Origin of the sequence: Vibrio xiamenensis (assembly GCF_900100015.1) — a bacterium.
GTDB classification, from domain to species: Bacteria; Pseudomonadota; Gammaproteobacteria; order Enterobacterales; family Vibrionaceae; genus Vibrio; species Vibrio xiamenensis.
Genome location: NZ_FNDD01000023.1, coordinates 75358 through 90891, shown reverse-complemented (window position 1 = coordinate 90891; position 15534 = coordinate 75358). Strand labels below are relative to the sequence as shown.

The window sequence follows — 15534 nt, the reverse complement described above, 5'->3', positions numbered from 1 at the left end:
AGAATATGGTGGAGGGGGACGGATTCGAACCATCGAAGGCGGAGCCGGCAGATTTACAGTCTGCTCCCTTTGGCCACTCGGGAACCCCTCCAGGGTGTTTTCCTATCCTAAAGATAGGCTTGACGAAATGTTTTCCCAACACATCTCTCAAGTGCGGTGCGCATCATAACAAACTCGACAAAGCTGTAAAGTGTTTTCATCCAAATTCGAACCGAATGCTGCCTTTTTCAACAGAGAAGGCGATAATTCATCAATTCGCCGCCACTAATAAGAAAGTGCTTACAATTTTGGCTCTCGTTTTTACACTCATTTACGCGCCAAATTCAGATATACCAGTAGACTAGTATCAGCTTTTACTACCAGATGCGTAATGATGAAAAATAAAACAACAATAATAACTTTGGCGAGCCTTGCTCTCTGTGCATCTTGCTTTTCTGTTTCCGCCGCTACACGGTCAGTTCCTGTGGTAGCAGAGCAAGTTGAAATGCAAGAAGTGTCTCAATCTCTTACTTTAGTTGGCAAACTTGAAGCGGAGCAGTCGGTGATCATCTCACCCGAAGTGACTGGAAAAGTCGATAGAATTGCAGTCAAAGAGAACCAACAGGTTAAAAAAGGCCAGCTATTAATTCAACTTGATGCCGACAAGATTCGTGCATCGCAAATTGAAGCCAATGCTTATCTGCGTGATGAGCAGCGTAAACTGCGCGAGTTTGAGCGTTTGGTTAAACGCAACGCCATTACTCAAACCGAAATCGATGCTCAGAAAGCCAGTGTTGAAATTGCCGAAGCACGTTTAGCGGCGGCCAATGCAAATTTAGCCGATCTCAACATTACCGCGCCGTTTGCTGGCACCGTCGGTTTTATTGATTTTAGTCGCGGAAAAATGGTCAGTGCCGGTTCAGAGCTTCTAACGCTCGATGATCTGTCGGTTATGCAACTCGATCTGCGTGTTCCAGAGCGTTATTTGTCGCTGATTGAAACCGAAATGGCGGTGACAGCCAGCACCACTGCGTGGGGCGAGCGCAGTTTTTATGGTCATGTCGTTGGTGTCGATACTCGGATTAACAGCGAAACCTTGAATCTTCGCGTGCGCATTCATTTTGATAACCAAGATTTGGCACTTAAACCTGGCATGTTAATGTCAGCAACCCTTGAGTTTCCGCCTCTTGAAGCGCCGATCATTCCCGTTCAGGCGATTGAGTACTCTGGGACCAAACGCTATGTGTACGTGATTGATGCAACCAATATCGCTCATCGCCGTGAAGTGGTACTTGGCGCTCGTGTTGAAAACCGTGTGGTGATCGATAAGGGGCTGACTATTGGTGAAAAAATTGTTGTACAAGGCATGGTGAACATGCGTGATGGCAGCCCGATAGAACTAGTTGGAGCTGATGGTCGTCCGGTTAATCAAGAGGGCGAGCTATAAATGTGGTTATCAGATGTTTCGGTTAAGCGGCCAATTGCTGCGATCGTATTGAGTTTGCTGCTGTGCGTGTTTGGCTTGGTATCATTTACTAAGCTTGCGGTGCGGGAGATGCCCGATATTGAAAGCCCGGTGGTTTCGGTATCGACGCGTTATGAAGGGGCATCCGCCACCATCATTGAGAGTCAAATTACCTCAGTACTTGAAGACCAACTTTCAGGGATCAGTGGCGTTGATGAAATTACGTCGACCAGTCGTAACGGCAGTTCGCGCATCACGATTACGTTTAATCTCGGCTATGACCTCAATATTGGGGTCAGCGATGTGCGCGATGCGGTTGCCCGTGCTCAGCGTTCACTGCCAGATGCGGCAGATGACCCGATTGTTTATAAGAACAACGGTTCTGGTGAAGCTTCGGTGTACATCAATCTCAGTTCCTCTTTTATGGATCGCACCCAGCTTACCGACTATGCCGAACGTGTACTGCTTGACCGCTTTAGTTTGATTAGCGGGGTTAGCTCAGTCGATATTTCCGGCGGCTTGTACAAAGTCATGTACGTGAAGCTTAAACCGGCGCAAATGGCTGGGCGAGGTGTGACGACATCCGACATTAGCTCGGCGCTGCGCCGTGAGAATATCGAAAGCCCAGGCGGTGAAGTCCGCAACGACCAAATCGTGATGTCAGTACGTACTGCGCGCAGTTACAAAACCCCAGAAGATTTTGAATACTTAGTGGTAAAAAGTGCGCGCGACAACTCGCCAGTGTATTTAAAAGACGTTGCCGATGTGTACATCGGCGCGGAAAATGAGAGTTCGACATACAAAAGTGATGGTGTGGTTAACGTCAGTATGGGCATTGTGCCGCAGTCGGACGCTAACCCGCTTGAAGTGGCGCAAGCCGTGTACTCAGAAGTTGAACGCGCACAACGCTTTTTACCAGAAGGTACGCGTTTAGCGATTGATTACGATTCCACGGTATTTATCGAGCGTTCAATCGATGAAGTGTTTGATACCTTGCTTATCACCGGCGGGCTGGTGATTTTGGTGCTGTACATTTTTATTGGTCAAGCTCGCGCAACCTTGATTCCGGCGATTACCGTACCCGTGTCGCTGATTTCATCGTTTATTGCGGCGTACTACTTTGGCTTTTCGATCAACCTTATCACGCTGATGGCATTGATATTATCCATTGGTCTGGTGGTGGACGATGCGATTGTGGTGGTGGAAAACATTTTCCACCATATTGAGCGCGGAGAAAAACCGCTACTTGCGGCCTACAAAGGCGCGCGCGAAGTGGGTTTTGCAGTAGTGGCGACCACGTTAGTGTTAGTCATGGTGTTTTTGCCGATTTCATTTATGGACGGCATGGTTGGCTTGTTATTTACCGAGTTTTCGGTGTTGCTGGCAATGTCGGTGATCTTCTCGTCGCTGATCGCTTTGACGCTAACGCCTGTACTGGGCAGCAAAATTCTTAGTGCTAACGTAAAACCCAATCGATTCAACTTGCTGGTTGACCGATTATTTAGCCGTTTAGAAACTGGCTATCGCCGCGTGCTGTCATGGGCGCTGCGCTGGAAATGGGCGGCGCCAATTGTGATTCTTGCCTGTGTTGGCGGCAGCTTTACACTGTTGAAACAGCTGCCTGCGCAATTGACCCCATCAGAAGATCGCGGTGTTATTTTTGCTTTTGTGCGTGGCGCTGATGCCACCAGTTACAACCGCATGTCTGCGAATATGGATTTGGTTGAAGAGCGCTTATTGCCAATGCTAGGGCAAGGCTTTCTTAAATCGTTCAGCATTCAATCGCCTGCATTTGGTGGTATGGCAGGCGATCAGACTGGCTTTGTGATCATGATTTTGGATGACTGGAACGACCGTGACATCACCGCGCAAAATGCCCTTGGTGAAGTGCGTAAGGCGCTAGCGGGCATTCCTGATGTGCGAGTGTTTCCATTTATGCCGGGCTTTCGCGGTGGTTCAAGTGAACCGGTACAGTTTGTGTTAGGTGGCTCGGATTACCATCAGTTGCAACTACTGGCCGAAACACTTAAGCAGAAAGCCAATGATTCACCGTACATGGAAGGTGCCGATATCGATTACTCAGAAAAAACACCAGAGCTGGTGGTGAGTGTCGACAAGCAGCGTGCTGCTGAACTCGGTATCAGTATCGCGGATGTATCGGAAACTCTGGAAGTCATGCTCGGAGGTAAAAAAGAGACGACCTTTGTTGACCAAGGTGAAGAGTACGACGTTTATCTGCGCGGTGATGAAAACCAGTTCAATAACGCCGCCGATTTAAGCCAGATCTATATGCGTACTCAAAGTGGTGAGTTGGTGACCTTAGACACCATCACTCAAATTGATGAAGTGGCGTCGGCAATTCGCTTATCGCACTACAACAAGCAGAAAGCGATTACGGTTAAAGCCAATCTGTCAGATGGTTACACTCTAGGCCAAGCGCTTGAATATCTTGATCAGCAAGCCGAACAGTTGCTGCCTGGTGATGTGACGGTGAGTTACTCTGGTGAGTCGAAAGATTTCAAAGAGAATCAATCCAGCATTTTAGTGGTATTTGCGTTAGCGTTGCTGGTGGCGTATTTAGTGTTAGCGGCGCAGTTTGAAAGCTTTATCAACCCTCTGGTAGTGATGTTTACCGTGCCGATGGGGGTGTTTGGTGGGTTCCTTGGCATGTGGTTGATGGGCGAGGGGATGAACGTTTATAGCCAAATTGGCATGATCATGCTGATCGGGATGGTGACCAAAAATGGTATTTTGATCGTTGAATTTGCTAACCAACTGCGCGATCGCGGTATTGAGTTTGAAAAAGCGATTGTCGATGCCGCAGCACGGCGTCTAAGACCGATCATGATGACCGCTTTCACTACTTTGGCTGGCGCGGTTCCGCTTATTTTGTCGCAAGGGGCGGGCTATGAAAGCCGTGTCGCGGTCGGGACGGTGATATTCTTTGGTATGGCATTTGCCACGTTAGTCACGCTGTTTGTGATTCCCGCGATGTATCGCTTGATATCGGCTTCAACGCGAGCGCCGGGTTATGTCGAAGCTGAACTCAACCTCGAGCTTAGCCATGATGTTAAAGGTCGCTCAGCCCACTAAGTAGCGAAAGTAACAATCAGTGATTGAGATAATAAAAAGCCTGCAGTGATGCAGGCTTTTTGTATTGCTTACGTGTTTGCGGATTAGCTATAGGTCACGGTATAGCGGGTCGGCTTATGATTCATTGCCAACACTACGTTTAAAATCACAGCGCCAAGTACAGACAGTGCAATAGTCATCGGTGTTACAAAAAAGCATGAAGCGATCAGAATCGAGCAATCCAGCACCATCTGAGTTTTGCCGACCGAGATGCCAAATTTGTCTTGGAAGTACAAGCACAGCACATTAAAACCGCCCAAGCTGGAGCGATGGCGAAACAGAATCAGCATACCTATGCCCATCAATAATCCACCGACGACAGCGCAGTACACTTCATTAATCAGGTCAAGGTGAATCACCATATCGGCGTGGTCTACCAGCACAGAGACAAGCGCGCCAGCAACAGCGCTGTTGATGGCAAACGCGCGGCCAAAGCGTTTCCACGCCATAATGTAAAAAGGACTGTTAACTAAAAAGTACAAGGTGCCAAACGAAAGTGGCACAAAATGGGTGGCTAACAGTGCCAGACCTGTGGTACCACCGGTTAATAATCCGGCGGATTGCAGAAAAAAGACCCCTTGAGCGACAATAAAGGTGCCGGTGATTATCGCTATCCAATCTTCTTTAGTTGAATGTTTTTCCATCAAGTTGAAATTTAAATGAGAGAGTTGAGACCTGCATACTAAGTAAAAGCTAAGATTTTCGGTAGCTTGGAAGCTAAAATTAAGGTAAACCTATGTAATCATGATTTTACGCACTGTAAAGCGTCAAGTTGACACTGCTGTTTGTAGTGATTTAAATGCTTACATGCTTTGCACAAGTCGTAAATCATTATGAAAAAACTGCATAACAAAAATTGAAATTTTCTCTTTATGAGCTTTGGCAAATTATGTAGAATGCGCGCCATATTACGGTGACGAAAACGTTTGCTTTTGGTCGTTGGGTGGTTTTTTCGCAACTTTCAGTAAAAATCTGAGTCAGGAGATACAGATGCTAAAGCGTGACATGAACATCGCAGATTATGATGCAGAACTCTTTGCAGCAATTCAGGAAGAGACTCTTCGTCAAGAAGAGCACATTGAACTTATCGCTTCTGAAAACTACACAAGTCCACGTGTAATGGAAGCACAAGGCTCTCAGCTTACTAACAAGTATGCAGAAGGCTACCCAGGCAAGCGCTACTACGGTGGTTGTGAGTACGTAGATAAAGCGGAAGCCCTTGCTATTGACCGTGCTTGCCAACTATTTAGCTGTGAATATGCGAACGTTCAACCACACTCTGGCTCTCAAGCAAATAGCGCTGTGTACATGGCTCTACTTAACCCAGGCGATACCGTATTGGGTATGAGCCTAGCGCACGGTGGCCACCTGACTCACGGTTCTCCAGTAAACTTCTCTGGTAAACACTACAACGTCATTCCTTACGGCATCGACGACGCTGGTCAAATTAACTACGACGAAATGGAAGCCCTTGCTCTTGAGCATAAGCCGAAAATGGTCATCGGTGGTTTCTCTGCATACTCGCAAGTGGTTGACTGGAAACGCATGCGTGAAATCGCAGACAAAGTGGACGCGTATTTGTTCGTTGATATGGCGCACGTCGCTGGCCTTATCGCCGCAGGTGTATACCCAACGCCAGTACCTCACGCACACGTTGTCACTACTACCACTCACAAAACGCTAGCAGGCCCACGTGGCGGTTTGATTCTGTCAAACGCTGGTGAAGAGATGTACAAAAAACTCAACTCTGCTGTTTTCCCTGGTGGTCAAGGCGGTCCTTTGATGCACGTTATCGCGGGTAAAGCGGTAGCGTTTAAAGAAGCGATGGAGCCTGAATTTAAGCAGTACCAAGCTCGCGTGGTTGAAAACGCCAAAGCTATGGTTGCTCAGTTCCAAGAGCGCGGTTACAAAATCGTTTCTAACGGTACTGAAAACCACTTGTTCCTTGTTGACCTCATCGACAAGAACATCACAGGTAAAGAAGCGGATGCAGCACTCGGTGCCGCCAACATTACTGTCAACAAAAACTCAGTACCGAACGATCCACGCAGCCCATTCGTAACCTCAGGTATTCGTGTTGGTACGCCAGCGATTACTCGCCGCGGTTTCAGTGTTGAAGATGCGAAGAACCTCGCGAACTGGATGTGTGACGTTCTAGATAACATCGAAAGCCAAGACGTTATCGAAGCAACTAAATCGAAAGTATTAGAAATCTGTAAACGTCTTCCTGTTTACGCTTAATTCGCTATCGAATAAATAAAAAGCCCGCGATGTTCGCGGGCTTTTTTGTATCTGAAACCATGATGCTTAGAGCCATTACGTTTGAGCAAAGGGCTACTTGGAGATATTCAGTAACGTACCTGACTTACATTTAAACGAGTAGTATTTGCTGGTTTCGTTAAATTTGCCTAACCCTTCGCCATCGCAGTAGTCGATGTTGATATCACGCATTGTGGTCAACGTCTCTTCGCTATCAAGCGCAAATTTCGAACCGTCGGCACAACCAATGCGCACTCGACCGTCGTCGCTAACCGAGTAAAGGTCAACTTCGGTATTACACAGTTCAAACGAAGCTTCGCGATAGTTATCTTGTTGGGTATTGGATGAACACCCAGCGAGTGATGCGGCAATTACTACCACGGCAAATCCAAGTTTCTTCATAGTATTTCCTTGAAATAGCGTGAGATATGTCCATAGACACACATGAATAAAATAAGATTATTCAGTGAATGCGACCTTTGCAAGAGGAATACTAAAAAGGGCTAGCGAATTCGCTAACCCTTTTTGATCATTGTGGCAGAGATCCGATCGTTTATTTGATCTCTACACCCTTCGCTTGAAGGTCTGCGTGGTACGAAGAACGAACAAACGGACCGCAAGCCGCGTGAGTAAAACCAAGCTCAAGGGCAATCTCTTTAAGCTCATCAAACTCAGAAGGTGGTACGTAACGCTCAACCGGTAAGTGGTGACGGCTTGGCGCTAAGTATTGACCCAGTGTCAGCATGGTGACGCCGTGAGCACGCAAATCTTTCAGCACTTCAACGATTTCTTCCTTGGTTTCACCAAGTCCCATCATGAGGCCCGATTTGGTTGGCACATCTGGGTGCTGCTGTTTGAATTTTTGCAGCAGTTGCAGTGACCATTTGTAGTTTGCACCTGGGCGAGCTTTACGGTAAAGACGCGGCGCCGTTTCTAGGTTGTGGTTGAACACATCTGGCGGATTGTCTTTCATCAGATCAAGTGCCACATCCATACGACCACGGAAATCCGGAACCAGAGTTTCAATGCGAATTTCTGGGTTCAATGCGCGAATTTCACGGTTACAGTCGGCAAAGTGCTGTGCACCGCCGTCACGTAAGTCGTCGCGGTCAACTGAGGTGATCACCACATACTTGAGCTTCATGTCTTTAATGGTTTGTGCCAATTTCTTTGGCTCTTCGGCTTCTGGCGCCAATGGACGACCATGGGCAACGTCACAGAATGGACAACGACGAGTACAAATCGCACCCAAAATCATAAAGGTTGCGGTGCCGTGGTTAAAACATTCCGCCAAGTTTGGACAAGACGCTTCCTCGCACACTGAGTGAAGGTTGTTTTTACGCATTGCTGATTTGATGTCCTGAATGCGCTGGCTGTCGGAAGGCAGCTTGATTTTCATCCATTCAGGCTTGCGCAATACTTCGGTTTGTTCGGCAGGCATGTTCTTAACTGGAATCAGTGCCATTTTGTCGGCGTCGCGGTATTTAACGCCTTTTTCCATCTGGATCGGTTTGCTCATGCTTTCACTTACCTTTGAGAAGGTGCTTCTGTAATGAATTCTACGTGTTGATAGTCTAATAGTTCGACAAGTTCTTTAACGACTTGTTGTTCGATGGTCTCAAGCTCATTAGGGCCACCTAGCTGGCTTACTTGAACCATTTCCATGCCAGAGTAACCGCAAGGATTAATACGCAGAAATGGCGAAAGGTCCATATCGACATTTAAGGCTAGGCCATGAAAAGAACAGCCTTTACGAATTCGCAGCCCCAATGAACAGATTTTTCTGCCGTCAACGTAGACGCCTGGTGCATCGGGTCTGGCTACAGCATTAATGTCGAAGTGGCTTAGGGTATTGATGACTAAGTTTTCAATGTGTGTCACCAGTTCGCGCACACCGAGCTTTTTACGGCGTAGATTGAGTAGGAAATAGACCACCAATTGACCGGGACCGTGATAGGTGACCTGACCGCCGCGATCGCTTTGTACCACGGGAATGTCACCGGTATTGAGCAGGTGTTCTGCTTTGCCGGCTTGCCCTTGCGTAAATACTGGGTTGTGTTCGACAAGCCAGACTTCATCTAAGGTGTCTTCGGTGCGTTGGTCGGTAAAGTCGTGCATCGCTTGCCAAACAGGCAAATAGTCACGTCTACCGAGCCGTTTGACGATTAGCTGGTTGTGCATACGGCTTTTCCATCTCAGCTCAATAAAGAGTGGCGATTATAAACGTCTTCAACGCATTGAACTATACGTTGGTAACACATTTTTAACCTTTAAAACTTAGGTGTTTTTTTAACTGTATGATTATAAAAAAGAAAGCAGCGCTTGCTGCTTTCAAAAAAAATTTAATTATTCAAATAATTAAAGAACCATGCGCACGATGTCGATTTCACCCAGTTCTTTGTACAGCACTTCCACTTGGCCGATAGAGGTGGCGTGAATGGTGATTGACACCGAGTGGTAGTTTCCTTTGGCGCTTGGCTTCACTTTCGGGCTGTAATCGCCGGGTGCATGGCGTTGAATGACTTCAAGTACACGCTCTGGAAGCTCTGGTTTTGCATAACCCATCACCTTGTATGTAAAAGAGCAAGGGAACTCAAGCAGGTCTTTGAGCTTTGCGTCTGAGTTGATTGTTAGCATAAGGCTCTCCAGTTAGGATTATTGATTAAACGGGCGGAATATTACTGTCTCTTGGCATGGAACTCAAGGCGTGAGCCGCATTTGGCCTAAAAAGCAAAAGGCCGCGTTAGCGGCCTTTATCAGTTAATGATCGGAGCTATTAAAATAAGCTTTTGAATAGTAAAACAATGTAATCCCATAGACGGCTGAATACGCTACCTTGGTGAACATCTTCAAGTGCCATTAGTGGGTACTCTGCAACATCTTTGCCATCAAGTTGGTAGAACAATTTACCGACGACGTCGCCTTTTTGGATTGGTGCTTTAAGCTCTTTTTCCAAGACGAAGCTGGCTTTCAGGTTCTTAGCTTGGCCACGTGGTAGCGTTACATAAGTGTCTTTATCAACGCCAAGTGCAACGGTGTCTTTGTCGCCCATCCACACTTTTTCATCAACAAAGGTTTCGTTCGCTTTGTGTGGACCTACCGTTTCAAAGAAGCGGAAACCGTAGCTTAGCAGTTTCTTACTTTCTGATTTACGTGCATTCGCGCTCTTGGTGCCCATCACGACCGATACTAAGCGCATTTGGCCTTCGGTCGCTGAGCTCACTAAGCTATAACCCGCATTGCTAGTATGGCCAGTCTTGATGCCATCCACGTTCATGCTTTTATCCCACAGCAGGCCATTGCGGTTGTATTGGGTAATGCCGTTGTAGGTGAATTTTTTCTCTGCATACAGTTTGTATTCGTCTGGAACATCACGAATCAGAGCTGAACCAAGCAGTGCCATATCGTAAGGCGTTGAGTAAAGGTCTGGGTTGTCTAGACCGTGAACATTAGCAAAGTGGGTATCTTTCATACCAATGCTTTCTGCCCAAGCGTTCATTAGATCAACAAACGCATCTTCAGAACCTGCGATATGTTCGGCCATCGCCACACACGCATCGTTACCTGATTGAATGATGATGCCGTGGTTTAGGTCCTTAACTTTTACTGTAGTACCCACTTCGATGAACATTTTTGATGATTCAGGGAAGTTCTTTGCCCAAGCGTTTTTACTGATAGTCACGTCATCATCGCTTGAGATGTTGCCTTGTTTTAGCTCTTGACCAATCACATAGCTGGTCATCATTTTGGTTAAACTTGCTGGAGAAAGTTTTTCATGCATATTTTTCTCAGCAAGAACTTTTCCAGAGTGGAAATCGATAAGCACATAGCCTTTAGCGGCAATTTGCGGAGCATCAGGAACAACAACAGGGGAAGCGAAAGTCGAAGTTGCAAAAGCTGCAGAAAACGCGACGGTTGATGTGACAAGAGATTTTAGTAGCGCTGTTTTTTTCATGATGATTATATTTTTTGTTTAAACTGGTTATATCTTAACAGAAACCAAGTCTCAAACCACCCCAGCCATTGAGCTTCGGCGGCTTTTTAAAGGTTCACTGCTCTGTTGATTGCTTTCTAATGAAGGCACTGGGATGACCCAGTTGCTTAACTTTTTCTAAGGTTTCTTGGGTGGTCGCATAGTCATTAAATGGCCCCAAAAATCCCCGATGGAGATTTTGTTCGGAGCTGACAAAACTACTCACCGATAAGTTCTGACCTAAATTTGCCACTAAAGTTCGCAATTGTTGCAATTGTTTTGATGACGCGACTTGAATGACATAGCTGTGATCCGTAGCTTTTGGTTTATTAGTCGTTGATTTATTGGTGTTTATGACCTCAATTTCAACGTTGGCAGTGCCGGTTTGTAATACCCCAAGTTTTTTTGCTGCCGCATAGCTTAAGTCGATAATTCGACCTGGATGAAACGGTCCGCGATCATTGACTCGCACGATAGCCGTTTTGCCGTTATCGAGATTGGTCACTTTGACATAACTCGGAAGTGGCAGAGTTTTATGTGCTGCAGACATGGAATACATGTCATAAATTTCACCATTTGAAGTCAAATGGCCATGGAATTTTTTACCGTACCAAGAGGCTTGGCCACGCTCTTTGTAACCGGTTGTCTGTTTGACAATTTGGTATTCATTGCCGCGTAACGTGTAATTTTTATTGCCGCCTAAGCTGTAGGGTTCGAATTTTGGGATCGCATCTTCGATGTGATCAACCGAAATCGGCTTCGACGGTGCGATATCATCATGGATATCGTATCTCCCAGAAGGAGAGGAAGAACACCCTGCGATAAGAAGTACCACAGCGGCACTTCCCAGCCATTGTTTAACAATCATGAATTAAGTTGCCTTAGAGAACGCTTTTCGATGTGTGTGGATCGACATTAACATACCAAAGCCAGCCAAAAGGGTGACCATTGAGGTACCACCATAACTGATTAAGGGTAGTGGAACGCCAACAACAGGTAAAATTCCACTTACCATGCCAATATTTACAAACACATAAACAAAGAAACTTAACACTATACTGCCGGCCATCATGCGACCAAATGCGGTTTGTGAGTTGCTGGCTAGGTATAAGCCGCGTCCAATCACAAACAGGTAGGCGCTCAACAAAGCTAAAATGCCAAGTAGTCCCCACTCTTCAGCAATTACCGCGAAAATAAAGTCCGTATGGCGCTCAGGCAAAAATTCCAGTTGCGATTGAGTACCGTGTAGCCAGCCTTTACCTATCATGCCGCCCGAACCAATTGCGATTTTACTTTGAATAATGTGATAGCCAGCGCCAAGCGGATCGGACTCGGGGTTAAATAACGTGCGAACTCGCACCTTTTGATACTCGCGCATCAAGAAAAACCACAGCACAGGAATAAAACTGCCCAGCGCAATGCCCGCCGCGATGATGATTTTCCAACTGATACCGGCAAGGAAGATAACAAAAATGCCTGATGCCGCGATAAGGATTGAGGTGCCCAAGTCTGGTTGTTTGGCGATCAATATGGTCGGCACAAAGACCATCACCAGTGAAATAACTAGAGTTTGAAACGATGGTGGAAGAGGGCGCTTACCAATGTATCGTGCCACCATCAAAGGTACGGCAAGCTTTAATAGTTCTGAAGGTTGAAAACGGACAAAGCCTAAGTTTAGCCAGCGCTGCGCCCCTTTGGATGCTTCACCAAACAGCAGCACGCCAAGCAGTAACCCAATACCGACAAAGAACAATAATGGCGCTAGGGATTCATAAGTTCGTGGTGGAATCTGCGCCAGAAGCAACATCACGCCGAGAGACAACGCCATACGCATCGCTTGGCGATCCATCATGGCTAAGCTTTGTCCACTGGCGCTATACATGATCACTAGACCAAAGCCCATCAGCACCAAAATACCCAGTAGCAGTGGTAAATCGATATGAAAACGCTCAAACATAGAGCGGTTCTGGCCAGTTGAAGGATCAAAATCCATTATTTTTTTACCTCGCCATTTTCGTCTAAAAGAACGTGGTCAAAGATTTGTCTTGCGACCGGTGCGCCATGGCTTGAGCCACCACCGGCATTCTCCAAAACGATGGTCATTAGGATCTGCGGTTCTTTAACCGGTGCAAAACCGGCGAAGAGTGCATGATCGCGAAGATGTTCGGCCAGCTCATCGGCATTGTATTTTTCATTTTCGCCAAGACCAAATACCTGAGCGGTACCTGATTTACCTGCACTGTCATATTTGGCGCCGTGGAAGGCACGGCGAGCGGTACCACGAGGCCCATTGTTTACTAGGTGCATGCCGTGAATAGCGATATCCCAATACTGCTTCTTAACGCCGGTAATTGGTGGGTAGCTAACGATTTCCGCCGGAATTTGCTTATCGAGGCTTTGACCATTTTCGACCGTAGAACGCAAAAAGTGTGGAGCCAATACTTCACCGTGATGGATCAATACTGACATCGCTTTGGCAATTTGCATTGGCGTTGCTGTCCAATAACCTTGACCAATACCAACTGGGATAGTGTCGCCTTGATACCAAGGGGTTCTATGACGTGCCATTTTCCATTCACGAGTTGGCATATTGGCCTTACTCTCTTCGAGAATATCAATACCGGTATAGTCGCCAAAGCCAAACATCATCATCCAGCGTGAGATGCGGTCGATGCCCATGTCATAAGCCACTTGATAGAAGAAAGTATCCACGGATTCTTCAATTGCTTTGGTGACGTTCACTTTGCCGTGCCCCCAGCGTAGCCAGTCGCGAAACGGCTTGGTTTTGGAGTTCGGAATTCGCCAATAACCTGGATCGTTACGCGTGGTATTTGGTGTGATCACCCCTTCAGTCAGCGCTGCCACAGCCATTAACGGCTTGATGGTCGATGCCGGAGGGTAGATACCCAGTGTGGCACGGTTAACCAGTGGACGATCTGGATCGTTGAGTAATTTATTGTATGCGGCGCTGGAGATACCATGGACGAAAGCGTTCGGATCATAACTTGGGCTTGAAACCATCGCCAGCACGCCGTTATCTTTTGGATCGAGTACTACCGCACTACCACGACGACCTTCCAGCAGTTTGTGTACGTAAAGCTGAAGGTTAATATCGATGTTGAGTACGATGTCTTTACCCGGTTTTGGTGGTACGTATTTGAGCGTGCGAATGATACGGCCACGACTGTTCACTTCGACTTCTTGATAACCGGCTATACCATGCAAAATATCTTCGTAGTAACGCTCGATACCGAGTTTGCCTATGTCTCGTGAGGCCTGATAGTTGGCTTCTTTGCCTTCGCGGGTTAAGCGTTGGATATCATGATCGTTAATTCGAGATACGTAGCCAATAACGTGGGTAAGCACATCACCAAACGGATAGTACCGTTTAAGTGCCGCAGTGACTGTAACGCCGGGAAATTCGTGTTGCCGCACTGAGAACTTCGCTACTTGTTCTTTAGTCAACTGAGTGAGTAACGGAATTGCTTTAAAACGGCGGCTGTGACGGCGTTCTTTATCAAAGCCATCAAGATCATCTTGAGTTATCGGCAGAATCGCTTTGAGCCGTTGAATGGTTTCATCCATATTCGGCACTTTTTCTGGTGTTACTTCTAAGCTAAAAACAGGGCGATTTTCGGCCAAAAGCACACCGTTGCGATCGTAAATCAACCCACGGTTAGGGGCTATGGGCACCACTTTAATTCGGTTATCGTTGGAACGGGTTTTGTAATCTTGATACTGATTAACTTGAATATTGTAGAGGTTGGCAATCAGTACCCCTACGAGCATGATGATGCCGACAAACGCGACAATAGCACGGCGGATAAACAGTCGTGCTTCTTCTTGATAATCCCGAATTTGGCTACGCCGACGTAACATAAATCGCTATTCTCGGTGATAAGGGTGATTAGCAGTGATGCTCCAGGCGCGGTAGAGGCTCTCTGCCATCACGATACGAACTAATGGGTGTGGCAAGGTCAACGGCGACAAAGACCAACTTTGGTCTGCCGCGGCTTTACAAGCCGGAGCGAGTCCTTCCGGACCGCCAATCAGAATAGACACATCACGACCATCTAACTTCCAAGCTTCCAACTGCTGAGAAAGGTCTTCGGTATCCCAGCGTTTACCGGGAATGTCCAAAGTCACAATGCGATTGCCCTTTGGTACCGCCGCGAGCATGGCTTCGCCTTCTTTTTGCAAAATGCGCGCGATATCGGCGTTCTTGCCACGTTTCCCGGCGGTAATTTCAACCAGTTCCAGTGGCATATCGTGTGGAAACCGGCGACGGTATTCCTGAAACCCTTCTTCCACCCATTTGGGCATCTTGGTTCCCACAGCGATAAGTTGAATCTTCATGACTTAGTTCCACAGTTTCTCGAGTTGGTACAGCTCGCGATACTCTTCTTGCATCACATGAAGCATGGCGCTACCCATATCGAGTACCACCCATTCACCTTCTTTTTCGCCATCGATGCCAAGCGGTTCTAAACCTTGGTGTTTGATTTCAGTCGCCACGTGTTCAGCAATTGACGCAACATGACGTTTTGATGTACCAGTGCAGATGATCATGTAGTCGGTCACACTCGATTTACCTTGCACGTCGAGAGTGACGATGTCTTGGGCTTTCATGTCATCAGCTTTATCAGCTAGGAAATCTTTCAGTTCTTCACGTAGCAATGTGTATTCCTCAATTGTTTAACTTACCCACTTTTTTGCGGCGGCGCAG

Annotated in this window: 14 protein-coding genes and 1 tRNA gene; 3 read left to right on the top strand and 12 right to left on the bottom strand. The window is 46.9% G+C overall.

The window, feature by feature from the left end; translation table 11 throughout:
• Window positions 1–6 precede the first annotated feature (6 nt).
• Window positions 7–91, bottom strand: a tRNA-Tyr gene (locus tag BLS03_RS17235).
• 282 nt (window positions 92–373) lie between these two features.
• On the opposite strand from BLS03_RS17235, the gene BLS03_RS17230 reads away from it, so the two are divergent.
• Entirely contained in the window at window positions 374–1426 is a 1053-nt protein-coding gene (locus BLS03_RS17230) for an efflux RND transporter periplasmic adaptor subunit (RefSeq protein WP_093276781.1), read from the top strand.
• The gene (vexH, locus tag BLS03_RS17225; RefSeq protein WP_093276778.1) at window positions 1427–4537 is read left to right on the top strand and encodes a vibriobactin export RND transporter permease subunit VexH; all 3111 of its coding nucleotides are present in this window, start codon (window positions 1427–1429) and stop codon (window positions 4535–4537) included.
• A gap of 83 nt (window positions 4538–4620) precedes the next feature.
• On the opposite strand, the gene BLS03_RS17220 is transcribed toward vexH, so the two are convergent.
• Complete coding sequence (locus tag BLS03_RS17220; protein ID WP_093276774.1) at window positions 4621–5220, bottom strand: DUF6198 family protein; 600 nt, start codon at window positions 5218–5220, stop codon at window positions 4621–4623.
• Between the two features lie 346 nt (window positions 5221–5566).
• Here BLS03_RS17220 and glyA point away from each other — a divergent pair, with 346 nt between their 5' ends.
• Window positions 5567–6817, top strand: coding sequence for a serine hydroxymethyltransferase (gene glyA, locus BLS03_RS17215; protein WP_093276772.1), 1251 nt, complete (start codon window positions 5567–5569; stop codon window positions 6815–6817).
• A 93-nt stretch (window positions 6818–6910) separates the two neighbouring features.
• On the opposite strand, the gene BLS03_RS17210 is transcribed toward glyA, so the two are convergent.
• The 10 genes from BLS03_RS17210 to rsfS form a co-directional block, all read right to left on the bottom strand.
• Window positions 6911–7237, bottom strand: a complete 327-nt coding sequence (locus tag BLS03_RS17210; protein WP_093276769.1) for a hypothetical protein — start codon at window positions 7235–7237, stop codon at window positions 6911–6913.
• Between the two features lie 151 nt (window positions 7238–7388).
• Window positions 7389–8354: a lipoyl synthase gene (gene lipA / locus BLS03_RS17205; protein ID WP_093276767.1), complete on the bottom strand. Its 966-nt coding sequence runs from the start codon at window positions 8352–8354 to the stop codon at window positions 7389–7391.
• Window positions 8355–8362: 8 nt separating this feature from the next.
• Window positions 8363–9016, bottom strand: coding sequence for a lipoyl(octanoyl) transferase LipB (lipB, locus tag BLS03_RS17200; RefSeq protein ID WP_093276765.1), 654 nt, complete (start codon window positions 9014–9016; stop codon window positions 8363–8365).
• A gap of 177 nt (window positions 9017–9193) precedes the next feature.
• A complete protein-coding gene (gene ybeD / locus BLS03_RS17195; protein ID WP_093276762.1) occupies window positions 9194–9472 on the bottom strand; it encodes a DUF493 family protein YbeD in 279 nt (92 codons plus the stop codon).
• 139 nt (window positions 9473–9611) lie between these two features.
• Complete coding sequence (locus BLS03_RS17190; RefSeq protein WP_093276760.1) at window positions 9612–10790, bottom strand: serine hydrolase; 1179 nt, start codon at window positions 10788–10790, stop codon at window positions 9612–9614.
• Between the two features lie 94 nt (window positions 10791–10884).
• On the bottom strand, window positions 10885–11676 hold the full coding sequence (locus tag BLS03_RS17185) for a septal ring lytic transglycosylase RlpA family protein (RefSeq protein WP_093276758.1): 792 nt from the start codon (window positions 11674–11676) through the stop codon (window positions 10885–10887).
• 3 nt (window positions 11677–11679) lie between these two features.
• Window positions 11680–12801: a rod shape-determining protein RodA gene (rodA, locus tag BLS03_RS17180; protein WP_093276755.1), complete on the bottom strand. Its 1122-nt coding sequence runs from the start codon at window positions 12799–12801 to the stop codon at window positions 11680–11682.
• Window positions 12801–14687: a penicillin-binding protein 2 gene (gene mrdA, locus BLS03_RS17175; RefSeq protein ID WP_093276752.1), complete on the bottom strand. Its 1887-nt coding sequence runs from the start codon at window positions 14685–14687 to the stop codon at window positions 12801–12803. Before mrdA ends, rodA begins: the two co-directional genes overlap by 1 nt.
• Window positions 14688–14693: 6 nt before the next feature.
• On the bottom strand, window positions 14694–15164 hold the full coding sequence (rlmH, locus tag BLS03_RS17170) for a 23S rRNA (pseudouridine(1915)-N(3))-methyltransferase RlmH (protein ID WP_093276750.1): 471 nt from the start codon (window positions 15162–15164) through the stop codon (window positions 14694–14696).
• A gap of 3 nt (window positions 15165–15167) precedes the next feature.
• Entirely contained in the window at window positions 15168–15485 is a 318-nt protein-coding gene (gene rsfS, locus BLS03_RS17165; protein ID WP_093276748.1) for a ribosome silencing factor, read from the bottom strand.
• Window positions 15486–15534: the final 49 nt, after the last annotated feature.